The sequence below is a fragment of the Streptomyces sp. NPDC001781 genome, from assembly GCF_053596035.1.
On the sequence record NZ_JBSFFI010000026.1, the window covers coordinates 1 to 25,632 of the forward strand.

General features: G+C 70.1%; 26 protein-coding genes. 14 read left to right on the forward strand and 12 right to left on the reverse strand.

The genetic code is table 11. The features are described 5' to 3' along the window. From ACWCV3_RS22195 to ACWCV3_RS22205, 3 genes are all read left to right on the forward strand, one after another. Window positions 1-260, forward strand: a 260-nt coding sequence (locus ACWCV3_RS22195) for a hypothetical protein (protein ID WP_451226790.1), incomplete at its 5' end; no start/stop codon positions are given. 491 nt (window positions 261-751) lie between these two features. After that, on the forward strand, window positions 752-1,051 hold the full coding sequence (locus tag ACWCV3_RS22200; RefSeq protein ID WP_451226793.1) for a hypothetical protein: 300 nt from the start codon (window positions 752-754) through the stop codon (window positions 1,049-1,051). A gap of 141 nt (window positions 1,052-1,192) precedes the next feature. Beyond that, the gene (locus ACWCV3_RS22205) at window positions 1,193-1,708 is read left to right on the forward strand and encodes a putative immunity protein (protein ID WP_451226796.1); all 516 of its coding nucleotides are present in this window, start codon (window positions 1,193-1,195) and stop codon (window positions 1,706-1,708) included. Window positions 1,709-1,999: 291 nt separating this feature from the next. On the opposite strand, the gene ACWCV3_RS22210 is transcribed toward ACWCV3_RS22205, so the two are convergent. Together ACWCV3_RS22210 and ACWCV3_RS22215 are read right to left on the reverse strand one after the other, a co-directional pair. Then, a complete protein-coding gene (locus ACWCV3_RS22210; RefSeq protein ID WP_451226799.1) occupies window positions 2,000-2,179 on the reverse strand; it encodes a hypothetical protein in 180 nt (59 codons plus the stop codon). A gap of 103 nt (window positions 2,180-2,282) precedes the next feature. After that, window positions 2,283-3,368 carry a hypothetical protein gene (locus tag ACWCV3_RS22215; RefSeq protein WP_451227007.1) on the reverse strand — a complete coding sequence of 362 codons (1,086 nt, stop codon included), beginning with the start codon at window positions 3,366-3,368 and terminating at the stop codon, window positions 2,283-2,285. Between the two features lie 438 nt (window positions 3,369-3,806). On the opposite strand from ACWCV3_RS22215, the gene ACWCV3_RS22220 reads away from it, so the two are divergent. Further along, window positions 3,807-4,082, forward strand: coding sequence for a hypothetical protein (locus tag ACWCV3_RS22220; protein WP_451226801.1), 276 nt, complete (start codon window positions 3,807-3,809; stop codon window positions 4,080-4,082). Window positions 4,083-4,192: 110 nt separating this feature from the next. Here the strand turns inward: ACWCV3_RS22220 and ACWCV3_RS22225 are convergent, their stop codons facing one another. After that, entirely contained in the window at window positions 4,193-4,999 is an 807-nt protein-coding gene (locus ACWCV3_RS22225) for a maleylpyruvate isomerase family mycothiol-dependent enzyme (RefSeq protein WP_451226804.1), read from the reverse strand. A 602-nt stretch (window positions 5,000-5,601) separates the two neighbouring features. Between ACWCV3_RS22225 and ACWCV3_RS22230 the strand changes: the two genes are divergently transcribed. From ACWCV3_RS22230 to ACWCV3_RS22240, 3 genes are all read left to right on the forward strand, one after another. Next, complete coding sequence (locus ACWCV3_RS22230) at window positions 5,602-6,009, forward strand: STAS domain-containing protein (protein ID WP_451226807.1); 408 nt, start codon at window positions 5,602-5,604, stop codon at window positions 6,007-6,009. A gap of 1,063 nt (window positions 6,010-7,072) precedes the next feature. After that, window positions 7,073-8,740, forward strand: a complete 1,668-nt coding sequence (locus ACWCV3_RS22235) for a sigma-70 family RNA polymerase sigma factor (RefSeq protein WP_451226810.1) — start codon at window positions 7,073-7,075, stop codon at window positions 8,738-8,740. A gap of 966 nt (window positions 8,741-9,706) precedes the next feature. Then, on the forward strand, window positions 9,707-10,207 hold the full coding sequence (locus tag ACWCV3_RS22240; RefSeq protein WP_451226813.1) for a transglycosylase SLT domain-containing protein: 501 nt from the start codon (window positions 9,707-9,709) through the stop codon (window positions 10,205-10,207). A gap of 207 nt (window positions 10,208-10,414) precedes the next feature. Here the strand turns inward: ACWCV3_RS22240 and ACWCV3_RS22245 are convergent, their stop codons facing one another. Next, on the reverse strand, window positions 10,415-11,311 hold the full coding sequence (locus tag ACWCV3_RS22245) for a LysR substrate-binding domain-containing protein (protein WP_451226816.1): 897 nt from the start codon (window positions 11,309-11,311) through the stop codon (window positions 10,415-10,417). A gap of 267 nt (window positions 11,312-11,578) precedes the next feature. Between ACWCV3_RS22245 and ACWCV3_RS22250 the strand changes: the two genes are divergently transcribed. The 6 genes from ACWCV3_RS22250 to ACWCV3_RS22275 all read left to right on the forward strand — a co-directional run bounded on the left by ACWCV3_RS22250 (window position 11,579) and on the right by ACWCV3_RS22275 (window position 16,045). Next, window positions 11,579-12,271 carry a type 1 glutamine amidotransferase domain-containing protein gene (locus ACWCV3_RS22250; RefSeq protein WP_451226819.1) on the forward strand — a complete coding sequence of 231 codons (693 nt, stop codon included), beginning with the start codon at window positions 11,579-11,581 and terminating at the stop codon, window positions 12,269-12,271. Between the two features lie 49 nt (window positions 12,272-12,320). After that, window positions 12,321-12,650, forward strand: a complete 330-nt coding sequence (locus tag ACWCV3_RS22255; protein ID WP_451226822.1) for an antibiotic biosynthesis monooxygenase family protein — start codon at window positions 12,321-12,323, stop codon at window positions 12,648-12,650. Between the two features lie 230 nt (window positions 12,651-12,880). Then, complete coding sequence (locus tag ACWCV3_RS22260) at window positions 12,881-13,801, forward strand: NADP-dependent oxidoreductase (protein ID WP_451226825.1); 921 nt, start codon at window positions 12,881-12,883, stop codon at window positions 13,799-13,801. A gap of 302 nt (window positions 13,802-14,103) precedes the next feature. Continuing rightward, on the forward strand, window positions 14,104-14,373 hold the full coding sequence (locus ACWCV3_RS22265) for a GlsB/YeaQ/YmgE family stress response membrane protein (RefSeq protein ID WP_451226828.1): 270 nt from the start codon (window positions 14,104-14,106) through the stop codon (window positions 14,371-14,373). Between the two features lie 298 nt (window positions 14,374-14,671). Continuing rightward, the gene (locus ACWCV3_RS22270) at window positions 14,672-14,917 is read left to right on the forward strand and encodes a DUF5133 domain-containing protein (RefSeq protein ID WP_451226831.1); all 246 of its coding nucleotides are present in this window, start codon (window positions 14,672-14,674) and stop codon (window positions 14,915-14,917) included. A gap of 579 nt (window positions 14,918-15,496) precedes the next feature. Beyond that, window positions 15,497-16,045 (forward strand): hypothetical protein, encoded by a 549-nt coding sequence (locus ACWCV3_RS22275; protein WP_451226834.1) that lies wholly within the window; start codon window positions 15,497-15,499, stop codon window positions 16,043-16,045. Between the two features lie 308 nt (window positions 16,046-16,353). Here the strand turns inward: ACWCV3_RS22275 and ACWCV3_RS22280 are convergent, their stop codons facing one another. The 8 genes from ACWCV3_RS22280 to ACWCV3_RS22315 all read right to left on the reverse strand — a co-directional run bounded on the left by ACWCV3_RS22280 (window position 16,354) and on the right by ACWCV3_RS22315 (window position 24,378). Next, window positions 16,354-17,151 carry an enoyl-CoA hydratase/isomerase family protein gene (locus ACWCV3_RS22280; RefSeq protein ID WP_451226837.1) on the reverse strand — a complete coding sequence of 266 codons (798 nt, stop codon included), beginning with the start codon at window positions 17,149-17,151 and terminating at the stop codon, window positions 16,354-16,356. Further along, the gene (locus ACWCV3_RS22285; RefSeq protein WP_451226840.1) at window positions 17,148-18,395 is read right to left on the reverse strand and encodes a cytochrome P450; all 1,248 of its coding nucleotides are present in this window, start codon (window positions 18,393-18,395) and stop codon (window positions 17,148-17,150) included. The genes ACWCV3_RS22280 and ACWCV3_RS22285 overlap by 4 nt, the downstream gene beginning before the upstream one ends. Before the next feature lie 91 nt (window positions 18,396-18,486). After that, window positions 18,487-19,857: a cytochrome P450 gene (locus ACWCV3_RS22290; protein WP_451226843.1), complete on the reverse strand. Its 1,371-nt coding sequence runs from the start codon at window positions 19,855-19,857 to the stop codon at window positions 18,487-18,489. A gap of 10 nt (window positions 19,858-19,867) precedes the next feature. Continuing rightward, on the reverse strand, window positions 19,868-20,428 hold the full coding sequence (locus ACWCV3_RS22295) for a GTP-binding protein (protein ID WP_451226846.1): 561 nt from the start codon (window positions 20,426-20,428) through the stop codon (window positions 19,868-19,870). Window positions 20,429-20,430: 2 nt separating this feature from the next. Continuing rightward, on the reverse strand, window positions 20,431-20,811 hold the full coding sequence (locus tag ACWCV3_RS22300) for a DUF742 domain-containing protein (protein WP_451226849.1): 381 nt from the start codon (window positions 20,809-20,811) through the stop codon (window positions 20,431-20,433). Next, a complete protein-coding gene (locus tag ACWCV3_RS22305; protein ID WP_451226852.1) occupies window positions 20,804-21,646 on the reverse strand; it encodes a roadblock/LC7 domain-containing protein in 843 nt (280 codons plus the stop codon). Before ACWCV3_RS22305 ends, ACWCV3_RS22300 begins: the two co-directional genes overlap by 8 nt. Continuing rightward, the gene (locus tag ACWCV3_RS22310) at window positions 21,643-22,833 is read right to left on the reverse strand and encodes an ATP-binding protein (protein WP_451226855.1); all 1,191 of its coding nucleotides are present in this window, start codon (window positions 22,831-22,833) and stop codon (window positions 21,643-21,645) included. Before ACWCV3_RS22310 ends, ACWCV3_RS22305 begins: the two co-directional genes overlap by 4 nt. Window positions 22,834-23,892: 1,059 nt before the next feature. After that, entirely contained in the window at window positions 23,893-24,378 is a 486-nt protein-coding gene (locus tag ACWCV3_RS22315) for a DUF427 domain-containing protein (RefSeq protein WP_451226858.1), read from the reverse strand. Between the two features lie 540 nt (window positions 24,379-24,918). Between ACWCV3_RS22315 and ACWCV3_RS22320 the strand changes: the two genes are divergently transcribed. Then, on the forward strand, window positions 24,919-25,368 hold the full coding sequence (locus ACWCV3_RS22320; protein WP_451226861.1) for a spore-associated protein: 450 nt from the start codon (window positions 24,919-24,921) through the stop codon (window positions 25,366-25,368). Window positions 25,369-25,632 lie beyond the last annotated feature (264 nt).

A 25,632-nucleotide genomic window follows, 5' to 3' on the forward strand; every position in this document is an offset into this window, starting at 1 on the left:
CCTGGAAACCCGCTCCGCGGGTTTCCAGGCGCGAGCGCCTGGAATGCAAGAATTCCGCAAGCGGAATTCAAAAGAGCCATAAAACGCTGACGCGTTTTATGGCAATTCCCGCTTCGCGGGAATTTGCATTTCCGCTTCGCTTCAATGCTGCGGGCCGCGCGCGGCCCGCCGAGGGTGTCCGCTTCGCTCCCACCCTGAACCGGCTTGCGCCGGGCAGCTGGAGGGGGAGGGGTCGTTGCATCAAATTCTTCATCGGGTAGGATCACGAGCTGGTGTCTCATCACCCCCGGAGAGCCGACCTCATGGCAAGCAGCTCTGGGAACACGGCATCGAACTGATTGAAATTTATCTTGACTGTCTGTCAGTCATGCATGTGACTCAGCTTTCTGACGGCTAATCTGGAGTGGCTGACCGATTACGCTCTAGTGCGCCAGGTCATGTCAGAGGCGGGCATTAGTTGAGCCGGACTGTCGATGCAGCAAACCGGCTTGCCGAGGTGACGCATCGGGTAAAATCACGAACAGATTGGTACCCTTCCCTGAATGGAAATGTATGGCGCCGTGGTGGTCACCGAATCGGCAGGCTTCTTGTCGCCGGCGGTGAGCTCGGCACCATGGTTGTCACCGGGTACACCGAGCCTTCCGCTCACCTTCGAGGGGTGCGTGCAGACGGGTAGACGATGCCGGTCCCTGTGTTTCTGGATCAGATATCGGGCTCGGGTGGCTGTGGCTGATTCAAGAGGTTCAGCTCGGTGGCGCGGCCGGGTGGCACCTGGCGGCACGCCGCCTACGGCTGCGGGTCACTCGTGGCGGGTCTTGGCCGGTGGTGCCAGAGCCCCGATGGCGTCAGCCGACAGTGTGCTCCCGTAAGCAGGAAGACATCCGGCTATCCGATCGCCGGGCGTCCCGACCAGCTGTTCACCGAGGACGCCCTCACGCTGATCCACACGACCCCGCGCGGCTACCCGCGAGCGGTCAACAACCTCTCCTTGCAGGCCCTCGTCGACGAGGCCGCCGCCCGCGCTGCCGTGGGCGAGGTGGTCGGCGACTGAGAACTCATCTCGTCTGGCCGGGAATCGGTAGCCGAGCCTACGGACCAGCCACGGGGTTTGCAGGCTTCGCTCCGGGTGCGCACGGTCGCGGGTGCGCATGCTCGGATGTGGGGCGGATGCCAGCAGGAAGGAAGGCCAACCATGATCCTCCCGAAGGTCAGAGACCCTCGCTTCGTGACGATCCGCCGCGGTGGGACCCTTACTGATTCCGATCACCATCTCCTCGCCCTTTGGGCGGCAGCCTGCGCGGAGCACGTCCTTGAACTCTTCGAGTCGGCTCAGCCTGAGGACCCAAGACCGCGCCAGGCGATCGAGCATGCCCGCGCCTGGGTGCGTGGCGAGGTCAGGATGGTGCAGGCCCGCGCGGCAGGCGGCCATGCAATGGGCGCGGCTCGAGACCTGCGTGGCGCAGCACGGCATGCCGCTTACGCCGCCGGCCAAGCCGCAGTCGTCGCACACGTCGCCGCGCACGAGCTCGGTGCGGCTGCTTATGCGATCAAGGCCGCACGCGCTGCCGTGCCAAGAGGCGAGAGTGAGGCCGCAGGACGACTCGAGTGCCAGTGGCAGCGCGACCAGCTCCCGGAGGCGATTCGCGAGCTCGTACTTGACGACCAGCGAGTGCGCAACGACATCTGCTGGTCAGCGTTTGAATGCTGAGGCTGATCTACCGGCACCTTGCCGAAGAAAACGACACCTCACCGACGACGGCCCCGCCGGAACACCAACCGGCGGGGCGCCGTCGTCAGAGTTCGGCATCGTGAACGCCGCGCTCGTCGGCATTTTCAACGCCGGGCAACATGCGGGGGGAGCCGGTACAGGGTCTGCCGGGCGGGGTGGTCTGCGCGCGGAGGTGCAGGTGGCCCCGTCCGGATTCGCGGTGTTCCAGCCGCTGTGCGTGCGGCAGGGGGTGCCGCTCGGGCGACGCGCTGTAGTGCGGTGCTGTGCGGGTCAGGCGATCTGGTGTCTGTCGACTTCCGGGAAGTGGCTCAGGGCTTTGGGTGTGTTGTCGTCGAGGGTGGCGTCGGTTGTCCTGCGCAGGGCTGGGCTGATGGACGGGGCGGCGGGGGTGGTGGTGCGGTCGTCCTCGGGTTGGGCGATGCGGTAGCCGGTCTCCGGCCGGGCGCGCATCGCTTCGGGGGCATTGGGTTCAGGTGGGTATCGGCTTGTCGTGTCACACGTCGGCTGTTGTCCGGGGCGGCGAGGGTGGAGGGTGTGTGACGAGTCTGGCAGCTCATTGGATCAGGTCGGTGTGCGGATGCTCGGGGGAGGTCGGGCAGACGTAGATCTGCATGTTGTCGGTGCTGCCGACTTCGACCTTGGTCGGCTGCGAGGGGCTCTGGCCGCAGCAGCTACCGACGGTGCTGGCGGCATGGGCGGCGGCCTGTTCTTCGCACGGCGCCCAGCTGTGTCCCTCACCGCCGTCCCATTCGTAGGAGGCGATGGTCAGCAGCGGGACCATCTGCACATCACAGACAGTGCAGTATCGGGGGTTGGGGTCGGTGCGGCCCCACGGAGGCCAGCCGCCGACCTTCCAGCCGGGCGCGTCAGCCAGATGGACGTCATAGAAGTCCCGCGGACAGTCCGCGTGCTCGGAGCTGTCCATGTCGGCGTCGGCCGCCTGCCATCTGCTCCGGTCCTCCACCATCCGCAGCATCTGCGGGCTCAGATCGAGGCTGTTGGGGTACTCGGTGATCGCTTCCGGTGCCAGCACGCACGGCTCCGGCAGATAGCCGTCATTGTTCACCTCGTACGGTTCGGGCGGTGCGGGGAGGATGTCGACGACTTCGGCGGCGGACCGCCAGAACAGTGCGGTCGACGGCTTGTGATCCGGATCGTGGTCGTAGGGGCACCACAGAACCTGGAGCAGATCGGCCTGTCCGGGCGGTCGCAGCAGGGGTATGTCCCGCAGGTACAGCTGGGCCACGGGCAGCATGGGGACCGGGCAGTCCGCGGGCGGCGGATCGGCGGCGAGTCGCTCCGCGAGCATCGCGGTGTTCCGTTCCTTGGCCGCCGCCTCCTGGGGCGTCATGCCACCGCGACTGTGATCACCGTGCCACCGGGCCCGCATGCGCCTTGTGAGACGTACTTCGGCCGGCGACTCGCGGAATCCGCTGTCCACGTGCAGGTGCGAGGCTTCGCAGTGCGGCCATGGCTCCTTCGCCGGCCACAGCAACGGCCCGCCGACCGAGCTCTGCCCTGGCGAAGGCGACCCGGGGCGGGGGTGGAGGCGAATCGCGGGACGTGCCAGCGGCGTCAGTTCGGGGAAGACGGCGGTCACGTCCACGGGCCGCGGCGGGGTCGTACGTACGAAAGCCATGCCGGTGATCCTGTCACCAGCCGCTGACAACCCCTTGGCCGCCTCAACCAGCCTCGATGATTGCGGTGTTCGGCTGGTCAGGTCCAACGTATGCGGCCCCGTGCCACATCGGCAGTAGGTCCGCCTGTGTGGCAACCAGCGGGCTTCGGCCCCGGCCGTCACTCGATCAGGGGTCGCGTCGCCCGGCCAGGGTGGCGGCGGCGGGTTCGAGCTGGGCGACCTGGCCGTCAGTGGGGACCTCGGCCGTCATGTCGCTCCCTCCTCCCATCTCGCCGGCTGTGGTGTTGAGGGTGGGTGTGCTTGTCCCGCGGCCGATCGCGGGGTCGATCTTCTTGATCTCTGATCGGGCAGGTCGGCGAGGTGGGTGGCGGTGAACCTTCCGGGTCGGGTCCACGTCTTCCTGTGCGACCGCCCCCTCACGCGCAGGAGTATCGGACCATGGACGGCAAGGTTGTTGAGCGGACCGGCGAGCCCCACCACGTCGTGAGACCGTGGTGGGCGGGCCTGGGAACGTGGGGGGCTGTCGCGCTGATCGTTTTCGGGGGCGTCGCGGCAGCATGGGTCTTTCTCGGGCTGCCCGGCGCTCCGTGGGAGCCTGCGTCCGGCTATCGCGGGGCCGGCAGGCTCATCGCCATCGGTCTGGTGATGGTGGGATGCACGCTGGTGAGCCGACGCCGTCGCCGAGCGGCGGCCGGTGAGGAGGCGGGTTCCTGAGTCGCGTGGTCTCCGCGTCCACTGGCGGTGCTCCAGGGCGCCGGGTCCGGGGGGTTGCACGGTGTCGGCCCTTGATGGCCATGGCCGTCAAGGGCGTGCGAGTTGCTTCGTCAGAACGCCGTGTGCGTGAACCAGCGGTCCAGGAGTGCTGTGTCTCCTGACATGTCGAAGACCGGCTCCCGGCGGGACCGGCGGCCGTACAGCAGCAACAGGAGGTCGGCGGCTGTTGTGCGGACTGTCGCGGAGGGCGTCTGGGCGCTGTCTGCGGGGTCGGACAGTAGCTGGAAGCCGTCCGGTTCGAGTCTGACCCGCCATTCCTCGCCGGTCGCGCCGCCGACGTCCGTGCATCCGAACACGAGGATGTCGCCGTCGCCGCGCAATTCGGTCACTCCAGGAGCGAAGAGACCCGCGTACGGCAGATTGACCAGGAACTCGTCGATGCCGTCCGCGGCCAGCGTGGGGTCGACGTCGAAGTCGCGGCCGACGGTGCGCTCCGCGTCCACCCGATGCACCAGGGTTTCGAACAGCATCCGTCGGGCCCAGAACCGCGCGTGGGGATCGGCGCCCCAGGTCCACATCGTCGCGGCGGGGTCGGTGTCGCGCAGGACTGCCGCAACTCCGGGTACGCCTGCTTTCAGCCAGTCGGCGTAGTTCCGTGCGTCCTCGGGCAGTCCCAACTGGACGTCTCGGCTGCGGGGAGCTTCCTGTACCCGCTGGGACAGCAGGGTGCAGAACCAGCGCTGCAGTGCTCCGACGTGCAGGGTGAGGTCGGTGAGTGTCCAGTGCGGGCAGGACGGTACGGCAGTGGCCGGGTCGGCATCTCGTAGCGCGTCGGCGAGTCGTCGGGTCTCCCGCTCGATCGCCTCCCGGTAGGTGTCGTATGGCAGGGGGTGTTCCGCCCGATTCGTGTTCGTCATGTATGGCCACCGTTCTGTGCCGTGTGCGTGGTGTGGCGATCAGTGTGCTGGCTGGAGCGTGCTCCAGGGCAATCCGGCATGGGAGTGGGCGGGCGGTACCGGAGTGGGCGGTGTGTTTGGGCGGCCTCTGTGGTTCTTCCCGGATGGGCTTCGGGCTGGGGTGCCTGTGACCGGTTGTGGGGGGCTGGTGGGGGGTGGTGTCGCAGGTCCCGGCCTTGTGTTCCTTCAGGCCGCAGTCGTGCGAGGTCTGTCCCGGTCCGTGGACGGCGTCGGGGGGTTGGTGGGTGTGCGTGTGCTGCGGGACGCGGTACCGGGCGTTGGCGTTGGCGTTGGCGTCGCCGGTGCGGGTGAAGGCGTTGGTGAACTGCTGCGGGGGGCCTTCGATGCCGGCAGGAGGGTCGTTGCGTGCTCCGTCCGGCCCGGCTTGAGGCAGTGCGGGTCGGGATGTCGCGTCACCGGCGTCCGTGTCGTCGGCCTCGGGGAGGTCTCCGGTCATCGTGTGCGCGTTCCGGCCGGTGGACTGTGTCGCTTCGTGTTCGGGTGAACGTCGTGAAACGGGGTAGCCGGGCTGCGGCCGTGTAGACCTCGTCTGAGGAGAACTTGTGAGTGAACCAGTAGGTCTGGGTGTCGAGGTGTCCGTGATCAGCTCCGATGCTGCGATCATCACTGTCTCTGGACAGCTCGACGCCGACACCGGCCTTCCCCTCCAGCATCACTTGGCCAGCCAGGTGGTGCACGGACGACGTCATCTGGTGCTGGATCTGGCGGATGTGCCGTTCATGGACTCCTCCGGGCTGCGTGTGATCATACGGACCGTCAACGAGATACGGAGCGTCGACGGATCCGTGTCCTTGGCCGCGCCCAGCCAGGTGGTGCGGCGGGTGCTCGATCTGACCGGGGTCGGCATGACCTGCGGGATATTCGACAGTGCGGACGCGGCCTGTGCAGCCCTTCTGGACCGCGAGGACGAGGTGCCGGATCGCGTGGCCTTGGACGTGGTGGATCGATAGCCGGTCCACCGTGCGCGAGCCCTGTGGGCATTCGGGGCTTGTCTCACTGCGAGCGGCTTCGGCGCGCATGAGGCGGTGCGGCGGTCTTTGGGGGGTGGCCGGCATCCCGGCGGCGGTTCGGCTCTGGCCGGGCGACCGCTGTTTCAGCGGTGCGGGGATCTGGGGTGGTGTCCGCCCGGCGGCCGGGCGGACGTCATCGCGGGTCGGGGAGGGGCGGGCAGCGCGGTGACGGCGGTGCGGAGTTCCTGGTCGCTGAGGACGGTCCGGTGGTCCCGGTGGGTGGAAAGCCGTAGATCGCGGGCGCCGGTGAGGTGCGGTGTGCGCCGTGCGGTCGGTGTGGCCGTGCCGGTGTGCACAAATCCGTGGAGTGCCTCGGCCAGGTCGGCGTAGCGGTCGTCGTCCGCGGTGAAGTGTGCGGCGACGTGCTCCGGCGCGGCCGGGGTGGCACCCGGATTGCCGGTGATCGCTCTCAGGGGGATGGCCGCCGGCCGTTTCGCGTGTTCGGCGTTCTTGATGGCCTCGTGCGCTGGTCCGGTGTGCGTGGCCGTCGGTTGTCCGCTTTCCGGGGGGGCAGGCAGGGGTGCAGCGGGCGGGGGTCCTTCTCTGTGGCCGCCGGGTCTCGCGCGGGTAGGCGGCGTGGCGGCTGCGGGACCTCGTTGACCGGATGCTGCTCAGGTTCGGCCGTCCGGTGCCTGCTCGGGTCCATCGTGTCCGCGGCGGGGGCCGGTGTTCTCGCTCCTGTCATTTTGTCGGTGCGCCGTATGTCGGGTGCTGGGGGGCTCCCGTGATCCGCCTCGTTCCGGCGTGCGTGCAGCGTAGTCACCTGATGGCCGGGGCCGTCTCGTCATCCAGTTGCGGTGTCGGTGCGTGTTCCGGCGGGCGTTCGGGGGGGTGTCAGCGGGCGCCGGTTGCTCGTCGGTCGTGCGCTGGGGTCCGGGTACGGTGTGGGGCTGGTGTTCGCGGTGTGTGGAACTGATGTCGCAAGAACTGTTATGCCCGAGAGTCCCTGCGGTCTCCCAGGTGTCAGGCCGAGCCGACACCCGTCAAGGACAGGGATTTTGTGATGAGTGCACAGCAGACGATCCGACCAGTGGCACTGGTGGAAGCAGCCCGGCGTGGTGATCCGGATGCGCAGGACGCCCTGGTCAGCGCCTATCTGCCGCTGGTCTACAACATCGTGGGCCGGGCGCTGAACGGTTCTGTGGACGTGGACGACGTGGTGCAGGACACCATGTTGCGTGCCCTGGACGGTCTCGGCGGTCTGCGTGATCCCCTCATCTTCCGCTCCTGGCTGGTGGCGATCGCCATGAACCGTGTCCGGAGCTACTGGCAGGACGTTCAGGGGGCGCCGGTGTCTGTGGAGGAGGCTCCCGAACTCGTCGATCCGGGCGCCGACTTCGTGGATCTGACTCTGGTGCGGCTGCAGTTGTCCGGGCAGCGGCAGGAGACCGCGCGGGGGACCCGCTGGCTGGAGCCGGACGACCGGGGGCTGCTGTCGCTGTGGTGGTTGGAGTGCGCGGGCGAACTGACTCGCGCCGAGGTGGCGACGGCGCTGGAGTTGTCGCCGCAGCATACGGCGGTGCGGGTGCAGCGGATGAAGGCGCGGTTGGAGTCGGCCCGGGTGGTGGTGAGGGCGTTGGACGCGCGGCCGCCTTGCGCGGAGTTGGGGGCGGTGTTGGAAAGCTGGGACGGGCGGCCCTCGGCGCTGTGGCGCAAGCGAATAGCCCGGCATGCCCGCGACTGTCTGCGCTGCGCGGGCCTGTGGAGCGGTCTGATGCCGGCGGAGGGGCTGCTGGCCGGGCTGGCGCTCGTCCCGGTGTCGGCGGGGTTGCTGGCCGCGCTGCGTTCGTCCGTCACGGCACTCGCGCCCACGGCAGCGCTGTCCTCGCTGGAAGCCGCGGGGCTCGGGGAGGGCTCCCGCGGGGTGGCCCGGCATCGTGCCCCGGCACAACGGGATGGAGCTGCGGGTGGTCGTGTCGCCGCGTCGGTGCGGCGGCGCAGGCGCTCACGACGGCGCGTGGCGGGTGGTGCGGTCTGTGCGGTCTGTGTGGTTTGTGTGGCCGGAGGCGGGTTGTGGCGCGCCGAGGTCGGTACCGGCTCCGGGCGGGAGACGGACACGGCTGCGCGCACCACGGCGGGGCTGCTGGCGACCCCTGCGGTCACGGGTGGGGCGGCGTCCGTGTCCGCGTCGTCCTCTGTCTCGGCGTCCCCGTCACGATCCGCTTCTGCGAGTTCAAGCCCCTCGCGCAGCCCCCGTGCGATCAGGCCGACGGTCTCGGCGGCTGTGAAGGCTCCACTGCGTCCGGCGCGCCCGGCGTCCCGTACGCCGCTTGCGCGGTCCGCTCCGTCGGGCACGGTGGCGCGGGTCATCGCCCTGGTGAACGACGAGCGTGCGAAGGCCGGCTGCGGTCCGGTCTCGGAGGACCGGCTGCTGGACGCGGCCGCGCAGGGCCACTCCGAGGACATGGGCACCCGCCGCTTCTTCGATCACACCAATCCTGACGGGGCCGGTCCGGATGCGCGCATCACCGCCGCCGGCTACCGCTGGTCGGCCTACGGGGAGAACATCGCCCAGGGGCAGCGGACTGCGGAGTCGGTGATGGCGGCATGGATGAACAGCCCGGGCCACCGGGCCAACATTCTGAACTGCTCGTTCAGGAACCTGGGGGTGGGGGTCCACGAGGGGTCCGGCGGCCCGTGGTGGACGCAGGACTTCGGTGCCCGGATGTGACGCGGCGTCCTCGTCGTGGGCGGGGGGTGTGAGGGGTTCTCCCGCCCTCTGGATCGTGAAGAGTTCTTGGCGAAGAGTTCTTTGCGGAGTGTGGCGGACGCGGTGAAGGGGCCGGACGGTGCGGAGGGTGAAGAGGACTCGGTTGTTCTGGATGCCGGGGGCTGTGTGCTTTGGCGCGTCCAGGTGCGTGTGCGGCTGGTCGGGCTGTTGCGCAGGCACGGCCTGTCGACGGCCGCCTGCGTCGGGGAGCGGCTGGAGGTGAAGTTCCGGTACGGCGAGCTGTCGTCTGGGCGGTCCTGGCGGGGGTCGTGTGCGGGCGATCCGGGGGCGCGGCGGGGTGCCGCTTTTCCGGGCGGCGGTGGTGGTTGCTGCTCCACTTGATGGTGTCGGGTGATTCGTTCATGTCGTTGCGCCGGGAGACGCCGGCGGTACCGGCGGTGGCTTCCGTGACGGCGTCGTGTTCCGGTCCGGGTTCGCCGGCTTCGTGGATGCCCGGGTTCTCGTGGCTGCGGCTCTGCCGGGCACAGTCCCGCCGGTCCGGTGCGCGCACGCTGTGTGGGGTGCTCCTGATCGTGTTCCGTGGTGCTTCGGGGGTGGCCGGCTGGTCGCTCGTGGTGACCGGGGCCGGTTCGGTCGGCGGGTGGGGCGTGACGGTGCCCATAGGAAGCAGGTCACGTCCTATCGCGCGTAGGAGGCGGGGTCATTCGTCGAGCGGCACCACACGCGTCGGATCGGGTCGTTCGGGTGTTTCGTGCGTATCGAGGTAGTAGGTCACATGCTTGCGTGGCGTTTCGTCCGCGTTTAAGAATTTTTCCCGTTGCCAGAGCAGTGGGCCGGACCGGGTGATCGCCTGGTGCCGGTTCGTTCTCTGCCCGGCGGTACCGGGGCCTCGCCCCGACGCCTTACAGACGCCGTGACCGTGTTCCGGGCCGGCGCCTCAACGACGTCCTTTGGAGAGACCCCCTCTTGAACAAGATCTTCGCCTCCCGCCGTCCTGCCCGTCTGCGCACCCTGGCCCTTGCCGGTCTGACCACCGCGGGTGCCGCGGTGGCCGGTGTGGCCCTGATGCCGGCCTCGGCGTCCGCCGCCGACGCGCACGTCACCCACACCGCCGCCGTGTCGCACGCCACCACGGGCACGAAGGCTTCCGGCAGCCTGGACGGCTGGATCAGGCAGTCGCTGGCCATCATGAAGGCCAAGCACATCCCGGGCAGCTACGACGGCCTGAAGCGCAACATCATGCGCGAGTCCGGCGGTGACCCCGACGCGCAGAACAACTGGGACGTCAACGCGCAGAAGGGCACCCCCTCCAAGGGCCTTCTGCAGGTGATCGACCCCACGTTCAAGGCCTACCACGTGGCCGGCACCGCCCACAGCGTGACCGACCCCGTCGCCAACATCACCGCGGCCGCCAACTACGCCGCCGACCGCTACGGCTCCATCGACAACGTCAACTCCGCGTACTGATCCGGCGCACCCCGCACGCACTGCCGCGACGGCCCCCGACCCCACCGGTCGGGGGCCGTCGCCGTGGTGCGGGCCGTGCACCGCCCGGGCGCAGCGGCGGCGACCACGGCGGCCCTGCGCCGACCATTCCGCTCTGAGCTGGCGCTTTGCGTGCGTGAGGTGGGAGGGCCCTTGGGACTGAAGGTGATCGCGGAGGGCGCTCGGCTCTCACCACAGGCGGGCCTGCATGAGCAGACGGCTGCGGACCGTTCCCACTCCCGGGTTCTCCTCCGTTCCCGGGCGAACCGCGACGAACAGGGTGTTCAGGGGCGGGACCTCCACGTCCAGCAGCTTGACGAGGTGGCCGGAGGCGAGTTCGGCCGCGCACAGGTACGTCGGCAGTACGGTCACGCCCGCCCCGGCCACGGCAGCGGCGAGGACGGCCCGCAGGTCCGGGACGACCACCGCGGGATGGCCGGCGGGACGGGCTTGGAAGACGGTCCGCCAGTAGCGGCGGATCAGCGGCATGTCCTCGGCGTAGCTGATCAGTGGAACACCCCGCAGGCGGGCGGCTCCTTCCGTGGCGAGTCGCGCGGTGCCGACGCGCCCGGCCCAGGAGGGGGCGGCGACCAGGACGAACTCCTCGTCGGTGAGGGGGACTGCGGCGATGTTGCGCCCGCGCGGGCGGACGGTGGAGATCACCAGGTCGAAGCGGCCTTGTGAAAGCCCCGCGAGCAGGTCCTCGGCCAGGCCCAGCGTGATCCGCAGCCGCAGTCCGTCCTCGACCAGAGGTGCCAGTGCGGGAAGTACGCGCGCGCCGGTGAGTTCCGCCGGCCCGCCCAGGTGCAGCGGCCGGGAGAAGGCCGCGTGCCGGGACAGGCCGCGTTCGGCGATCGCGTTGAGGGCGTCGACATGGGGCGCGGTCTCGGCCGCGAGCTCGTCCGCGACGGAGGTCGGCGCGATCCCGCGGGGCAGGCGGCGAAAGAGCTGGAGACCGAGCTGCTCCTCCAGGGCACGGACCTGGGCCGTGACCGTCGGCTGGGAGAGTCCGAGCTGGCGGGCCGCGGCGGTCAGGGAGCCCGACCGGTAAGCGGCGACGAAGGTACGGAGCAGGGAGAGGTCCACGGCATCCTCTCTATCTCAGTCACCGGCCGTCCGGCCACGGGGGTCGGCACGGCCCGGGCCACAGAGCCGTCAGCGCCACCGGCGGTCACCGGCGCATCCGGTCATAGGAATCCCGATACCCAGGTGCCGTCCGCCCCATTGGATATCGATGGGTGGCGATCCTACTGTCGGGGATGCCGGACACGGCGGCAGGGCCCGCCGAGGAGCCCTCACCGGTCGATCCGTCCAGCCGCCCCCCTTTCCCGGACCATTCCCAGGAGTAGCGCCATGCCGCGTACGCGCGCCGTCCTTTTCGCTCTGACCAGCCACGAAGCACTCGCAGACACCGGTCGCCGAACCGGCTTCTACCTTCCCGAGGCCGCGCACCCCTGGCGGGTGCTCACCGACGCCGGCTACCGGGTCGACCTGATGTCGGTCCGGGGCGGCAGGCCGCCGGTGGACGGCCAGGACCTCTCCGACCCCGTCCAGCAGGCCTTCCTCGACGATCCCCGCATGGCCGCCCAGCTCGCCGGCACGCGACGCCCGCAGGACATCGACCCGGCCGGCTACGACGCGATCCTCTACGTCGGCGGCCACGGAACCATGTGGGACTTCCCCGGCAACGCCCGGCTCGCCGGCATCGCCGGCGACATCTGGGAGGCCGGAGGGGCCGTCGCCGCCGTCTGTCACGGACCGGCCGGACTGCTGGACGTCACCCTCGCCGACGGCGCCCACCTCGTCGACGGCAGGAACGTCGCCGCCTTCACCAATTCCGAGGAAGACGCCGTCGGCCTCAGCGACGTCGTGCCCTTCGCCCTGCAGAGCGCGCTCGAGGAGCGCGGTGCCAAGCACAGCGGCGCCGACGACTTCCAGGCCCATGTCGTCGTCGACGGCCGCCTCGTCACCGGCCAGAACCCCGCCTCGGCCACCGGCGTCGGCCAGGCCCTGGCGGGGGTACTCGACAGCCTTGGCGGCAGCTGACCGTCCTGCGCCCCGAGGTTCGGACCCGTACCCATCGAGAGGACCCCTCATGCCAGAATCGGCTCACCACCCGTGGCCGCTGGCCGGCGCCCGGCCCGGCGAGATCGTCGTGGTCGCCCGCTGGACCCCGGCCGACGGCAGCCACGAGCACATCGAAGCCGCCCTGCCCGAACTCGTGCGGGCCTCCCTGGACGAACCGGGCTGCCTGGGATACCAGGTCCTGCGGCCCGAGAACGGCGACATGGTGCTGCTGGAGCGCTACGCCCACCCCCAGGCACTCCAGGCGCATCGCGACAGTGAGCACTTCCGGCGGATCGCGCTGGAACGCATCGTCCCGCGGCTCGCCTCCCGGGACGTCGTCGTCACAACGGTCCGCTGAGCGCTGCCCCGTCATCCCCGGTGGATCGGCGCGCGGCACCGGACGCGGTGCGCCGCAAGGCGTCAGGGCCGTCCTCGCAGCGGGCGTGTGCGGGCGGTCCGGCAACGCGGCGAGGCGCCGTAGCCGTCGTCACGCGCCCGCCGGGGACCACGGGACAGCCCTCCGGGCATCCGGGCATGCGCCCGCCGTTCAAGAACACGGCAACCAGCCGGAAAGGAACTTCACACACCATGAAAGCAATCACGCTCCAGGAATACGGCTCGGCCGATGACCTGCGGCTGGTCGAGACACCCGACCCCAAGGTGGCTCCCGGCGAGGTCCTGATCCGGGTGAAGGCGGCCGGGGTCAATCCCGTCGACTGGAAACTGGCCGCCGGACACCTGGATCCGATCATGGAAGTCCGCTTCCCGCTGATCCCCGGCTGGGACGTCTCCGGCGTCGTGGAACAGGTCGGCCTGGACGCCACGGAGTTCGCCGTGGGAGACGAGGTCTTCGGGTACATACGCAAGGACTGGGCGCAGAACGGCGCATACGCCGAACTCGTGTCCGCTCCCGTCCGTACGCTGGCGAAGAAGCCCGCCTCGCTCACCTGGGAGCAGGCCGCCGGCGTGCCCCTCGCAGGCCTCACCGCCTACCAGAGCATCAAACGCGTCGGCCTCGTCAGGGGCGAGACGGTGCTGGTCCACGCCGCGGCAGGCGGAGTCGGCTCGTTCGGCGTGCAGATCGCCCTCGCCCTCGGTGCCCGGGTGATCGGCACCGCGAGCGAGGCCAACCACGGCTTCCTGCGCGAACTCGGCGCGGAACCCGTCACCTACGGGGAAGGGCTCACCGACCGGGTACGGCGACTGGCGCCCGACGGCGTGGACGCGGCCCTGGACTTCGTGGGCCACGGCGCGGTCGACGTGTCACAGCAGCTGCTCAAGAGGCGCGAGCGGGTCGCGTCCATCACCGAGGGCGAGGTGGAGGCGAAGGGCGGCCACCACGTATGGGTCCGTCCGCACGCAGCCGACCTGGCCGACCTGGCCGGCCTCGCGGACGCGGGCAAACTCCTCGTGCCCGTCCAGCACGTCCTCCCCCTGGCCGACGCCGCCCAGGCATGGCGCCTGAGCCAGAGCGGCCACACCCGCGGAAAGATCGTACTCACCCTCTGACCCCCCCGCCGCCCACCACCGGCGCTCCGCCCCCGCCGGCGCTCCCCGTCCGGTCCCCGCCGGGCCGGACGGGCGCGTGCCGCGCCGCGGACGGGCCCGAGGCCGCTTTCGGCGACGACGCGGCCACCGGGTACGACGCACCGCCAACTGCCCGGCCCCGACCTGCGCGTGACCGCGCCCCGTGCCGGCGGCGGCCCTGCGTGGGGGCGGTGAAAGTTCTGGCCGTCCGCAAGGTTTGGCTGTCGCCTCGGCGCGCATACGTCGTGTTGACAAAAGCTTTATCTGAGCAACTGGGAGACGTCATGGGCATCATCGCGTGGATTCTCATCGGCCTGATCGCCGGGTTCATCGCCAAGGCGATCATGCCGGGGAAGGACCCGGGCGGGGTCATCATCACGATCCTGATCGGTATAGCGGGCGGCCTGCTGGGCGGCTTCCTCGGCAAGGTCATCTTCGGTGTCGACTCCATCGATGGTTTCTTCGAGCTCTCCACCTGGATCGCGGCCGTCGTCGGCTCGCTGATCCTGCTGGTCCTCTACCGCGTCATCACGGGCAACCGGCGCCACGCCTGACCGCTGCGTACACAGCAGGCGCGCCGAACGGCTCCTCCCTCACCCGGGGACGGAGCCGTTCGCCGTTGCGGGGGGCCTTTTCTTCGCCGCGCGAGCACGAAGAAAAGGCCCCGCGTCGCGTTCGAGGACGCGACGCCGTGCGCATCCGCCGGCCTGAGCGATCCGGTCGCATCGCCCCCCTGGTCCGGCGATCCCCCGGCCGAAGAGTGTGGGCCCGCTCCCGCGGGGCAGCCGGGAGCAGAGGCGGCTGCCGATGTCATCGGCGCGTCGTGCCGTTTTACCTGTGGAGGAAACTGCCATGTTGCTGCCGGCCGAGAAGAACCTGCGCGCGGTCATGGCGCGCTTCGCCGCCGCGCGCATCGACCATGACCTGCTGCCCACCCCCGACACCAGCCGGATGCTGCAGGACTCCAGCTACACGCTGTGCGTCATGACCGGCACCCACACCATCAAGGACGCCCTGCGCGCCGCCGACGCGCTGCTGGAGCAGTACCGGGCCGAGCGCGGCGGCATCACCCAGGACGACGAGGCCCTCGCCGCATAGCGAACCGGGAGATCGCCGGCCGGTGAGGACGCCGGCGAGCGGGATTTCGTGACGGCCGGGGACCGGGTGGCGCCCGGAGCCGGGGCGGGCGCCGCGGCCGAGGGGGCCCGGTCCGCTCCCGCGTCAGGTGCCGGGCCGTCACCCCGCGGCAGACCTCCCGGCCCGCCGCACGGATGCGGCAGGGGCGTTCCGTCCGGCCCCGCTCCCCCCGTCCACGTACGGCGTCGCGGGCCCGGTGCGAGCGGGGTGCTCTGGGCTCTGCTGCCGGGCCGTACGCCTCACCGGCAGGCTCCGCGTCGCCCGTCCCTAGCACGGCCGGGTCCGGTGAGTCCGCAGCGGCACACCGGACCACGGGGTGAGGAATCGTCAGAAAGACACCCGGAAAGCCTAATCATAGGTTAATCCGCCTTTTCTCAGGCCGATTTGATGCTTCGTCAGGCAGCGGGTGGGGCTGGAAAATACCCTGTTCGGAGCTAATCGCCTTATGTTCATATAAGCCGGTCATGTCAGTTTTGGGTAAGTTCATCCACGAGCCGATCCGAGGGGTCGGTGCCTCTCTGCATGACAGGAGATCGTGAGATGAAGCTTAGTTCGACCGTGATCACGGCCGCGGTGTCGGCTGTGGCGGCCATGGCCGCCACCGGCATCACCTACGCCTCGGCAGCCTCCGCTTCTGCGCCCCAGGAGGTCCCGGCCGCCGTCGCCACCGCGGCCGGTGGCAACGGGCAGAACAACAACGGCAACAGCAAGGGCAACGAAGGCAACGTCGGCAAGGGCAACGAGGGCAAGGGCAACGAGGGCAGGGACAACGGAGGCAGGGACAAGGGGGGCTGGGACGAGGACGAGGGCCGGATCCAGATCAACGAGCGGTCCTACTCCTCCCGCCCCGGTGACTGCATCACCGTGGTCAGCGGCCTGGGCGCGAAGTCGCTGAACATCCGCAACGAGAGCCGCAAGGCCGTCGAGGTCTTCCGCGGGGCCGTCTGCGACAGCGGCGCCCCCGTCGCCACCGTCGGCCCGCACAGCTCCAGCTACGGCGTGCGCCCGGGCTGCGCCGAGGGCATCGACATCGACGAGGGCGTGGTGGCGAGCTTCCGGGTGATCAAGCGTCAGCACGACGAGTACTAGTCCGCGACCCCGCGGCCACCGTGGAGCCCCGGCCCGCCGGAATCGGGCCGGGGTCCCAGTCTGTCCCATCCGCGGGGCGGGCGCCTCCCCCACGGCCCCGCCGGTGCCGGACGCCGGGCGAGCGGCACCGGGTGTCCGCGCCCCCCTCTCTCCCCGGTAGCGACCCTCCCACCTGCGGTTGCGTGCCCGCCGGCGGACGCCGTGGAGCGGTGGCCCGGATGGTCGTCCCGGCGGCCGGCCCGCCCGCGAACGGGTGAGGGACCGCCTCTCTCCCCCACTCGCGGACCGGACCGGGCGACCGGTGAGCGCTACGCGGTGGGAGGGGTGCCGGGGCGGGCCGCGGGCAGGAGCCGGGCTGTCAGGAGGTGCGAGTCCAGCAGGGAGGCGTCCGAGGCGCGGCCGGCGCGGGCGTGGCCGGCGAGCATGCGTTTGGTCAGCACCAGTGCCTCCGGTGAGCGGCGCAGCAGTGGCCTGGTCCATGCGGCGACAGCGCGGTCCAGCTGGTCGAGCGGTACGACCTTGTGGAGGATGCCGAGCCGGTGGGCGGTGGCGGCGTCGAAGACGTCGCAGGTGAGCATCAGTTCCCGTATGCGCGCGGCTCCCGCTTCGAAGAGGAGCCGGCCCATGGCGCCGCCCCAGGCGGGCGGGAGGCCGAGGCCGACCTCGGGCATCCGGAAGCGGCAGGTGTCGGCGCCCGCGCGCAGGTCGCAGTAGGCGGCCAGGGCCAGACCCGCGCCGATCACGCTGCCGTGCAGGCGTGCGATGGTGACGGCGTGGGTGGTCTCCAGTGCGTGGCACAGGCGCTGGGCCTTGTCGATCAGGCGGCGCAGAGCGGCTCCGGTGGGGTCTGCCGCCAGGGCCGCCTGGTATTCGCTGCGGTCCGCTCCCAGACAGAAGTCGTCCCCCGCGGCGGACAGGACGATGACGCGGATGTCGGGCCGGTCGTGGAGGCCGTCCAGCAGGGCGAGCAGGGCGTCGATGGCGGCGACGCTCAGTGCCGGCTCCTGGCGGGCCGGGTTGAGGTGGATGTGGAGGACGGGCCCGTCCTGCTCGGCGCGCAGGGCGTCGTGCGGGGTGCCGGGCGGACAGGGTGCGCAGGGGTTCATGCGAGGGCGAGGTCCAGGTTCAGCAGGCGCCTGAACGCCACCCGGGGGGCCATGGCGGGCCGGCGCACGAGGGTGAGCGGGGGCAGGCGGCGGACGAGTTGGCGCAGCAGGGTCTGGGCTTCGAGGCGGGCGAGGGGGGCGCCCAGGCAGTAGTGGATGCCTCCGCTGAAGGCGAGGTGGGCGGCCTTGCGGTGGAGGTCGAAGCGGTCGGGGTCGGGGTGTTTGGCGGGGTCGCGGTGTGCGGCGCCGATCATGAGGTGGACCATCTCGTCCCTTCGGATGTCCAGGCCGCCCAGGGTGCAGTCGTTCGCGGCCACGCGGCTGATGACATGGGAGGGGGGGTCGAACCGCAAGGACTCCTCCACGAACGCGGGTACGAGTTCGGGTTGCTCGGCGAGCAGAGTGTGGTGACCGGGGTGGTCGACGAGGTGCAGCGTCATGGTGGACAGCAGTGTCGCCGTGGTCTCCAGGGCGGCCAGCAGGACGAACAGGGCCAGGAAGTAGACGGCTTCGTCGGCCTTGTCCTGATCGGGTTCCATGGCGTCCCAGGTGGTGATCCACTGGGAGACGGGGTCTTCGCGAAGGTGTTTTCGGCGTTCGCGCACCAGTTCAGTGAAGTAGTCGCGCAGTTCGGCCATGGCGGCGTCGGAGCATGCCAGCTGGCTGGCCGTGGGCAGCAGTTCCTGCGTGAAGACCTGATCATGGGTCAGTTCACGCAGTCGCGGCCAGTCCGCGCTCGGCAGGCCGAGCCATTCGCCGATGGTGGCGACGGGCAGTTCCTCGCCGACCACGGCGGCGAAGTCCACCTCGCCGTCGTGCAGACGCTCCTGCGCCGAGGTGAGGAGCCGCTCGGTTATCTGCTCCACCGTCCGTCCCATCCGCCGGATGGTGGAGCGGTCGAAGCTGCCCGCGGCTCTGCGGACGCTGGTGTGGTCGGGCGGGTTGAGAGCGGGCAGTGTCCTGCTGATCTCCCGGGCCGAGGGTGCGCTCCAACGGGTGCTCACGCCCTGTTTCTCCCGCCAGCGGGCATCGGGCTCCAGCCAGTCCGCGCTCCGCAGCACGCGGTCGCACATGTCGTAGCCCGTCAGGAGGAAGCCGCCCCACGGTGCCGGGAGGACCTCGCCGTGCGAGCGCAGCTGCGTGTAGAGCGGGAAGGGGTCGCTCTGTCCCTGTGCCGTGCGCAGACGGGAAAAGAGGGAGAGAGCGGCACGGCGGTCGGTGGACGGGCTGACTACTTGTTCCATGATGGCGGCTCCTTTCCGGGCACAGCCGTCATCCGTACCCACTGGATGGTTGAACCATCCATTAGCACATGCCCGTGGGAAGTTGTGTGCGTCACTCGCCTCTGGTCCATGCCAGGAAGCGGCTGAAGAGGCCGCCCTTGGGCTGCCGCTTGGGCTGGGGGGTGCCGGGCTGGGGGGTGGCGCCGGCGGCCGGCGCCGGCGCGTAGGAGGTGTGCGCTGCCGGGGCGCCGGACCGCGGGAGCGTGGGATTCACCGCGCGCGGGGTGAAGCGCACCGGCACGGTGACCAGGGAGCGGCTCCACGGAGTGGGGACCCAGGCCAGGTCGCGGAAGGCGACGCGCATGTCGATGTCGGGCAGCCGGTTGAGCAGGGCCTCCACCGCGGCCACCGCGATCATGAACGCCGGGTCCTTGGCGGGGCAGGCGTGCGGTCCGGCGCCGAAGGCCAGGTGCGCCTTGGAGCTGAGCAGTTCGCGGTGCTCCGACAGCCTGGGGTCGGTGTTGGCGGCGGCGAAGGAGATGAGCACGGGGTCGCCCGCCCGCAGGATCCTGCCGCCGAGCTCGACGTCGTGAGTCGGGTAGTGGGCGGCGTAGTTGGCGATCGGCGCGTAGTTCCAGAGCGTCTGCGCGACGGCGTCCTCGACCGGGAGGTCGGTGGGCCAGTCGCCGCCCAGGTAGAGGGCGACGCTGGTGCCGATCGTGGCGGCGAGGGGAGCGGTGCCTCCCGACAGCAGGGTCACCAGCTGGTGCAGCACCTCCTCGTCGGTGAGGTTCGCGGAGTGCTGCATCAGGCGTGTCGTCAGGTCGTCGCCCGGCCGGCGGTGCTTGAGCGCGATGAGTTCGCTGAGCGCGCCGGCGAGTGTGACGTCGGCGCCGGGGGTCCCCTCGAAGATGCCGCTGATTCCGGTGATGACCTGGTCGCCGATGTCCGGCGGGCAGCCGAAGAGGTCGTTGAACACCAGCAGGGGCAGGGGCTGGGCGTACTCGGCCATCAGCTCGGCCTGGCCGCGCACGTCGGAGCTGAACCGGCTGATCAGGTAGTCGGCGGACTGCTGGGCCTGCCGCACGAGTTGCCGCTCGTCGACGGTGGCCAGGCTGTCGGTGACGACCTGCCGCAGGCGGGCGTGGGCGGCGCCGTCGCTGAAGAGGGCGTTGGGGCGGTAGCTCATCATGGGCAGGGCGGGGCTGTCCTCGGGGACGCGGCCCTCGTTGAGGGCGTTCCAGCGCCTGGCGTCCCGCACGAACGTGGCGGGGTTCTGCAGGATGTGCAGGCCCGCGTCGTAGCCGGTGACCAGTTCGACCTCGACGCCCGGTGCGATGTCGACCGCGGCGCTGGGCCCCTGGGCACGCAGGTGCGCGTAGTGGGCTTCGGGGTCGGAGCCGAACTCGGTTCCGTACAGCCGGACGTTGCCGTGCGCGGGGCAGGCTGCCGGGATGTCGGCGGTGTCGAGAGGGTGCTTCATGCCGTGGCTCCTAGCCGAGGGTGTTCATGAGGTGCTGGACGAGCGTGATGAGGGCCTGCGCCGCGGACTGCTGCTCGCGCACGTCGCAGTGCACGACAGGGGTCTGGGGGGCCAGGTTCAGCGCCTCGCGCACTTCGTCGAGGGGATAGTCGGTGGTCCCTTCGAAGCGGTTGACGCCGACGGTGTACGTCAGCCCGAAGCTTTCGACCAGATCCAGGATCGAGAAGCTCTCCTCGAGCCGCTCGGGGTCGACGAGGACCAGCGCCCCGAGCGCTCCGCGGGACAGCCCCTCCCACATCTCCTTGAAGCGCTCCTGGCCGGGTGTCCCGAAGAGGTACAGGACCAGGCTCCCGCTGAGGGTCAGCCGGCCGAAGTCCATCGCCACGGTGGTGGTCGCTTTGCCGGGGGTGCGGGAGAGGTCGTCGAAGCCCTCGCTGGCCTCGGTGATCTCCTCCTCGGTCTGCAGCGGCTCGATCTCGGAGATACTGCTGATACAGGTGGTCTTGCCGACTCCAAAGTGCCCCACTATGAGGATCTTCACTGCGTGGGAGACATCTGGGTCCAGGTACACGGCTACGCTCCGAATCGGGTCTTCAGGCCGTCGAGCACCGCGCTCAGCAGCTCGCGGTTGGGCGGTTCGGCGCTGGGCACCGCGTTCCGGACGACGAGCAGGCCGGCCTCCTCCATCTGTGCCAGGAGGATGCGCACGACCCCCAGGGGCAGGTGGGTGTGGCCCGCCACCTCCGCCACGGACAGGTAGCCGTCGGCGACCAGGTCCAAGACGGAGCTCGCCTCCGGGCCGAGGGAACGGGTGGGGTGCGCCTCCCGCCCGGCGGTCACGAGGGTGGTGTGCGAGTACTGGTGCTCCGGCGGCAGCGCCCGTCCCCGGGTGATCACGAACAGGGGGACTAAGTCGCCGGTGAGCTCCACGTCGTGGTCCGCCTCGTCACGCATCGCCGGCTCCCTGTCCTCCAAAGACCCCGTCGGGGACCAGCGAAGGCACCGCGTCGTGCAGGCGGGCGGTGAACTCCTCGATGTCGCAGTCGTGTTCGGCCGCGGCGGCCAGCAAGGCCCCCTCACCGGCCGCGATCAGGAAGATCCAGCCGTGCTGGTACTCGATGACCGTCTGCCGCCACCGCGCGGGCCCGGTGGCGCCCATGAACTGCGCCGTGGCCCGGCTGTAGGCGTGGATGCCCGTCATGGCGGCGGAGATCGTGTCCGCCATGTCCCGCCCGATGCCCGAACTCGCCCCCCGGGGCAGGCCCTCGGCACCCAGCAAAAGCGCGTGCCGGGCACCCGCCACCTCGGTGATCACCCGGTCCAGGGCGGGCAGGGCGAACGCCCGGCCGGCCGGGGCCGGCGCACCGCGGCCGTCACTGCCCGCGGCTGCGGCGGCGGGACCGACCCGGGGCAACGACGTGAGATTGTCACCCAGCCGGGCCACGAGCCGGTGCATGCGGAAGGAGATCTGCTGCATGTCCACATCGGGCTCGGCGGCAGCGGCGAGGTAGGCCCCCTGACCGGCGCCGATCAGGAACACCCAGCCCTGCTCGAACTCGATGATCGTCTGGCTCCACTGCCGGTCCTCGGCGGACCCGGCGAAATGGGCGGTGGCCCGGCTCAGCGACTGCATACCGGCCATGGCCACGGAGATCGTACGCGCGCTGTGGTCGGTGAGACCGTCGGTCGCTCCGCGGGGGATGCCATCGGCCGAGAGCAGAACGGCGTGCAGCGCCCTGGGGACGTTGACAACGATATCCTTGAGCATCCACGACAGATCCGTGCTCATACGTCCTCAGTCCCTTCGGGCGAGGGGGCCTGCAGGTCACGTCCGGACAGGGTGCCGCGCTGGAGCGCGCCCAGGCTTCCGCTGGAGGACCGCCTGAAGCTCCGGGGCGCCGCAGGGGCCCCGGAAGCGCCCGCCCCGTCCGCGGACGGCGCGCTCCCGGAGACCGGCGCCTGACGGGAGGCACGCTTGGGCAGGCCGTGGGTGGTGCGCGAGGAGGCACGGGCCTGGCCCTCCCCACGGCGGATACTGATGGGCGGCTCGCTCTCCTCGGCCGGCGGCGCCTCTTCCACGGTCCACAACTCCTCGGGCAGCAGAACGACAGCGCGTACACCGCCGTAGCGGGAGACACCGGTGACATCCACTCGGAACCCGTGCTGCCGCGCGATCAGCCCGATGACGGGGAAACCGAACTTCGGCTGGTTGCCCAGCCTCGACAACCGCGGGACGGCGTCCCCGGACAGCAGCGCGGTCGCCTTGTGCCGGTCCTCGTCGTTCATACCGACACCGGCGTCGTCGATGACGATGCACAAGTTGTTCTGCACCCGCTGGAAGGTGACCTCGATCGGCGCGTCGTACTGCGAGAAACTGGCGGCGTTGTCGAGAAGCTCCGCGACGGCCAGCGCGACGGGCGCGACCGCGGTCGCCTTCAGCGCCAGACCACTCTGCTGCATGATCTCGATCCGCTGGAAGTTACGGATCTGACCCTGCGCGCTGCGCACCACGTCGTAGACGCTGGCGGGCTTGTTGCGGCGGCCCACCGGAGCACCGCACATCACGGCGATACCCTGCGCCTTACGGGCCATCTGCGCGTTGGCGTGATGCACTTCCAGCAGATCGGACAGCACCGGATGCCCACCGTACGTACGCTGGATCCCGTCCAGCAGAGCCGTCTGCTCCGCCGCCAGACTCTGCAGGAAACGGGCGGCACCCTTCAAAACAGCCTTGGTGCTCTCCTCCGACGCACGCTCGGCCTCACCGATGACAGCGCTCTGCCCGTCCTTCAACGCCTGGATCTCCGCACGCGAATCGTCCAGCAGACGCCGCAGATCACCCGCCTGCCGGGACAGCACCGCCTCACCACGACGCTTACTCACCGCCAAAGCTCTGACACGAAAGACAAGCGCGATGACAGCGAGAACCGCTACCGCGGTCACACCCAGCCACCACACCGGCACGTCCTGACTCATGGAAACCCTTCTCGGTGCGGGGCTACAGACAACGACCGGCTCCACCCAACCGATCAACAAACCAGACACAACCAGACACCAGACAGCCAGGGCGCCAGGACACCAGGGCGCCAGGGCGCCAGGAGACCGGGAGGCCGGGAGGCCGAAAGCCGGGAGGCCTGGGGGCCTGGAGGCCAAAGGCCGGGAGGCCTGGAGGCCGAAGGCCAGAGAGCCGAAAGCCAGAGGCCGGGAGGCCGGGAGGCCAGAGGCCTGGGGCCTGGGGCCAGGAGGCCAAAGACCGGGAGGCCGAAGGCCAGAGACCTAAGGCCAAAGGCCGGGAGGCCGGAGGCCAGAGGGCCGGAACGATCGCTCCACGACCCCCGACCACCAGCCCTCAAAAAAGGGAAGGCACCACCACGACACCCATACTCGAAACAAAGTGGATCAAGACCAGAGACGGAGGAATGCTACCACCGCACAACCGTGCGACAACCACAGCGAAAAACACCAGAGACCACACAAGTAAGCACGTCAAACACATACTTGACGACACATCACACCACAGGAAAAACACCCCCACCCACCAAAACTCACACCCCCCACACCCCCCAAAAAACCCCACACCCACACCCACACCCGCACCCGCACCCGCACCCGCACACCAGCAACACACAAACCACCCCCACCAGACACCACACACCACCAACCCCACACCACCGAGCACGCGACCAGGTGCCGGCGAAGGGCACGGCAACCCACCGCGTGTTCGGAGGCCGCGTGGGAGACGTGTCCCGGATCGCGCAGTGCGAAGTGCGGCGCCGGGTCGATGCCTACGAGTGACAGGCCGCTTCACGGACCGGCACGACCATCGGTAAGGGCAACAGCCTTTGGCAGCAGGCTTGCCGGGGGCCCTGACACGTCAGCAATACCTGCAGACGGCCGGCCGCCCGATCCCGGACAGACGGCAACGCGTCGGCTGTGCCAGGCGGGCCTGGCCATGGCGTTCCGACATCCGCGTCCCGCTTGCCTGACACGGACGTCGGGGGCCCATCCCGGCACACGGATCTCGAGCCGAGCCACTCACCACCGCGCCGTGCCGGGGCCGCCCTTGAACGGGCCTTCGATCTCGGCGGTGATCCAGCCACCGTAGAAGTCACCCTCCTGCGCGCGCACGACCTCGCCGTCCACCGTGCACAGGTCGACGTGCGTGGGATAGAAGGCGAGGTGGTCGGTGAGCCGTTCGTAGCCGCCCGTGGGAACGGGGTAGCTCCAGGCGGCGCGTCTGCGGATGTCGGGGCCGATGACCAGGTCCCAGTACACCGCCCGTCCCTTCCACTCGCACCACGTACTTCCGCGCGAAGCGCGCAGGAGATCGGTGCGTACGTCCTCGGGAGGGAGGTAGAAGACGGGTGGGTGCGAGGTCTCCAGCACGCGCAGGGCCCGCCGCGTGTCGGCGACTTCGGTGCCGGCGCACACGACACGGACGCGACGGCTGTCTGAGCGGATCGCGGGAGGACGGGGGTAGTCCCACACCGACTCGGTCCGGGGCAGCGAGTGATCGGGCATGAGGCCATCTTGCAACCGCCACCCGGCACGGCGCCTCCCGCGTCGTTGCTGCGTCGCTTGCACCGCTGTGCGGCGCACCATGGGAACGGAGCCGGCAGCGTCATCAGGTGGGCAGCCCGGGCGACTGCGGAAGGCGAACGAGCGCGTACCCGGTGTTGCCGGTCCGGCCCACCGCTCCCGGCGACGACACATGTGGTCAGCGGCGGGCAAAACCCCGGCAACCACCCCGCCCACCACCTCCATCCGCAGAAACACCCGGAATGTGCCGGTGTGTCGCCTGCGATGCCGCTCGGAGTGGAGAGCTTCCCGTACGACCTGCGGTAGGACGTGAGCTGCCGCCTATGAGAACCGTGACGCTCCGCTCCCCCACCCGGCGCCGAACGGCGAACCACCACCGGGGCCCCCAGGGGTCGAACCCCCACGCGAGCGGCCATGCTGTCCGCCGATCGGACTTCCCTGGAAGACCGGTACAACCATCCGGATGCGTCGCCAGTCAGACCAGTCGGGAGCAACGAGCTCCTAAAGCCACAAGGGGGAAATATGCGATTCAACCGTACTGCCCTCACTGTCGGTGCTCTGGCCGCGCTCTCGCTCGGCGCCGGCACCGCGTTGGCCGCGCCGGCGTCCGCAGCGCCCAACACCACTCCGCAGAAGGTCTGCGGGAGCAGCTACCGCACCGTCAACTCCGCGGCCGTCGGCTCGCTCGGGACCGTCTACCTGACCTACAACGCGTCCAACGGCAAGAACTGTGTGACCACCATCCGCAACAGCCCCGGCACCGCGGTCGACATGTCGGCGTGGCTCTACGTCGCCGACACCGACCAGGGCGACGACGACTACGGCAGCTTCACCTCGTACGCCGGCCCGACCTACGTCTACGGCAAGGGGCACTGCGTCGACTGGGGTGGCCAGATCAAGAACGTGTACGTGCAGATCTCCGGCTCCAACTGCGCGTCCCTGAAGGAGAAGCGGGTCACCTACACCCGCTGATCCGCGGCAACGCGACGCACGACGCGGACTCGCTCCGGCGGGAGGCTCCACGCTCCCGCCGGAGCGAGTCCGCGCGAGAGGCCCGGCGAGTCCGGCGGCAGCGGGCCGGAGGGCGCGGAGGTGCCCGGTTGCAGGAACGAGGAGGCCGCCGACCTCCCGCCGGGGCGGCGGGGCGGCGGGGCGGCGGGGCGGCGGCCGGACCGCATGGACCGCTCGGTCCACCGCATGACGCGGTGAGGGCGGCCACCGGGAGGGCCGCTTCGG

Bases quoted from the DNA above. Each gene is read 5' to 3' on its own strand.
- ACWCV3_RS22305 (WP_451226852.1), bottom strand. From the start codon at position 21,646: ATGAGCACGGATCTGTCGTGGATGCTCAAGGATATCGTTGTCAACGTC.
- ACWCV3_RS22310 (WP_451226855.1), bottom strand. From the start codon at position 22,833: ATGAGTCAGGACGTGCCGGTGTGGTGGCTGGGTGTGACCGCGGTAGCG.
- ACWCV3_RS22260 (WP_451226825.1), top strand. From the start codon at position 12,881: ATGAAAGCAATCACGCTCCAGGAATACGGCTCGGCCGATGACCTGCGG.
- ACWCV3_RS22270 (WP_451226831.1), top strand. From the start codon at position 14,672: ATGTTGCTGCCGGCCGAGAAGAACCTGCGCGCGGTCATGGCGCGCTTC.
- ACWCV3_RS22255 (WP_451226822.1), top strand. From the start codon at position 12,321: ATGCCAGAATCGGCTCACCACCCGTGGCCGCTGGCCGGCGCCCGGCCC.
- ACWCV3_RS22265 (WP_451226828.1), top strand. From the start codon at position 14,104: ATGGGCATCATCGCGTGGATTCTCATCGGCCTGATCGCCGGGTTCATC.
- ACWCV3_RS22210 (WP_451226799.1), bottom strand. From the start codon at position 2,179: ATGCGCGCCCGGCCGGAGACCGGCTACCGCATCGCCCAACCCGAGGAC.
- ACWCV3_RS22320 (WP_451226861.1), top strand. From the start codon at position 24,919: ATGCGATTCAACCGTACTGCCCTCACTGTCGGTGCTCTGGCCGCGCTC.
- ACWCV3_RS22235 (WP_451226810.1), top strand. From the start codon at position 7,073: ATGAGTGCACAGCAGACGATCCGACCAGTGGCACTGGTGGAAGCAGCC.
- ACWCV3_RS22225 (WP_451226804.1), bottom strand. From the start codon at position 4,999: ATGACGAACACGAATCGGGCGGAACACCCCCTGCCATACGACACCTAC.
- ACWCV3_RS22215 (WP_451227007.1), bottom strand. From the start codon at position 3,368: ATGGCTTTCGTACGTACGACCCCGCCGCGGCCCGTGGACGTGACCGCC.
- ACWCV3_RS22290 (WP_451226843.1), bottom strand. From the start codon at position 19,857: ATGAAGCACCCTCTCGACACCGCCGACATCCCGGCAGCCTGCCCCGCG.
- ACWCV3_RS22205 (WP_451226796.1), top strand. From the start codon at position 1,193: ATGATCCTCCCGAAGGTCAGAGACCCTCGCTTCGTGACGATCCGCCGC.
- ACWCV3_RS22315 (WP_451226858.1), bottom strand. From the start codon at position 24,378: ATGCCCGATCACTCGCTGCCCCGGACCGAGTCGGTGTGGGACTACCCC.
- ACWCV3_RS22275 (WP_451226834.1), top strand. From the start codon at position 15,497: ATGAAGCTTAGTTCGACCGTGATCACGGCCGCGGTGTCGGCTGTGGCG.
- ACWCV3_RS22220 (WP_451226801.1), top strand. From the start codon at position 3,807: ATGGACGGCAAGGTTGTTGAGCGGACCGGCGAGCCCCACCACGTCGTG.
- ACWCV3_RS22280 (WP_451226837.1), bottom strand. From the start codon at position 17,151: ATGAACCCCTGCGCACCCTGTCCGCCCGGCACCCCGCACGACGCCCTG.
- ACWCV3_RS22285 (WP_451226840.1), bottom strand. From the start codon at position 18,395: ATGGAACAAGTAGTCAGCCCGTCCACCGACCGCCGTGCCGCTCTCTCC.
- ACWCV3_RS22300 (WP_451226849.1), bottom strand. From the start codon at position 20,811: ATGCGTGACGAGGCGGACCACGACGTGGAGCTCACCGGCGACTTAGTC.
- ACWCV3_RS22250 (WP_451226819.1), top strand. From the start codon at position 11,579: ATGCCGCGTACGCGCGCCGTCCTTTTCGCTCTGACCAGCCACGAAGCA.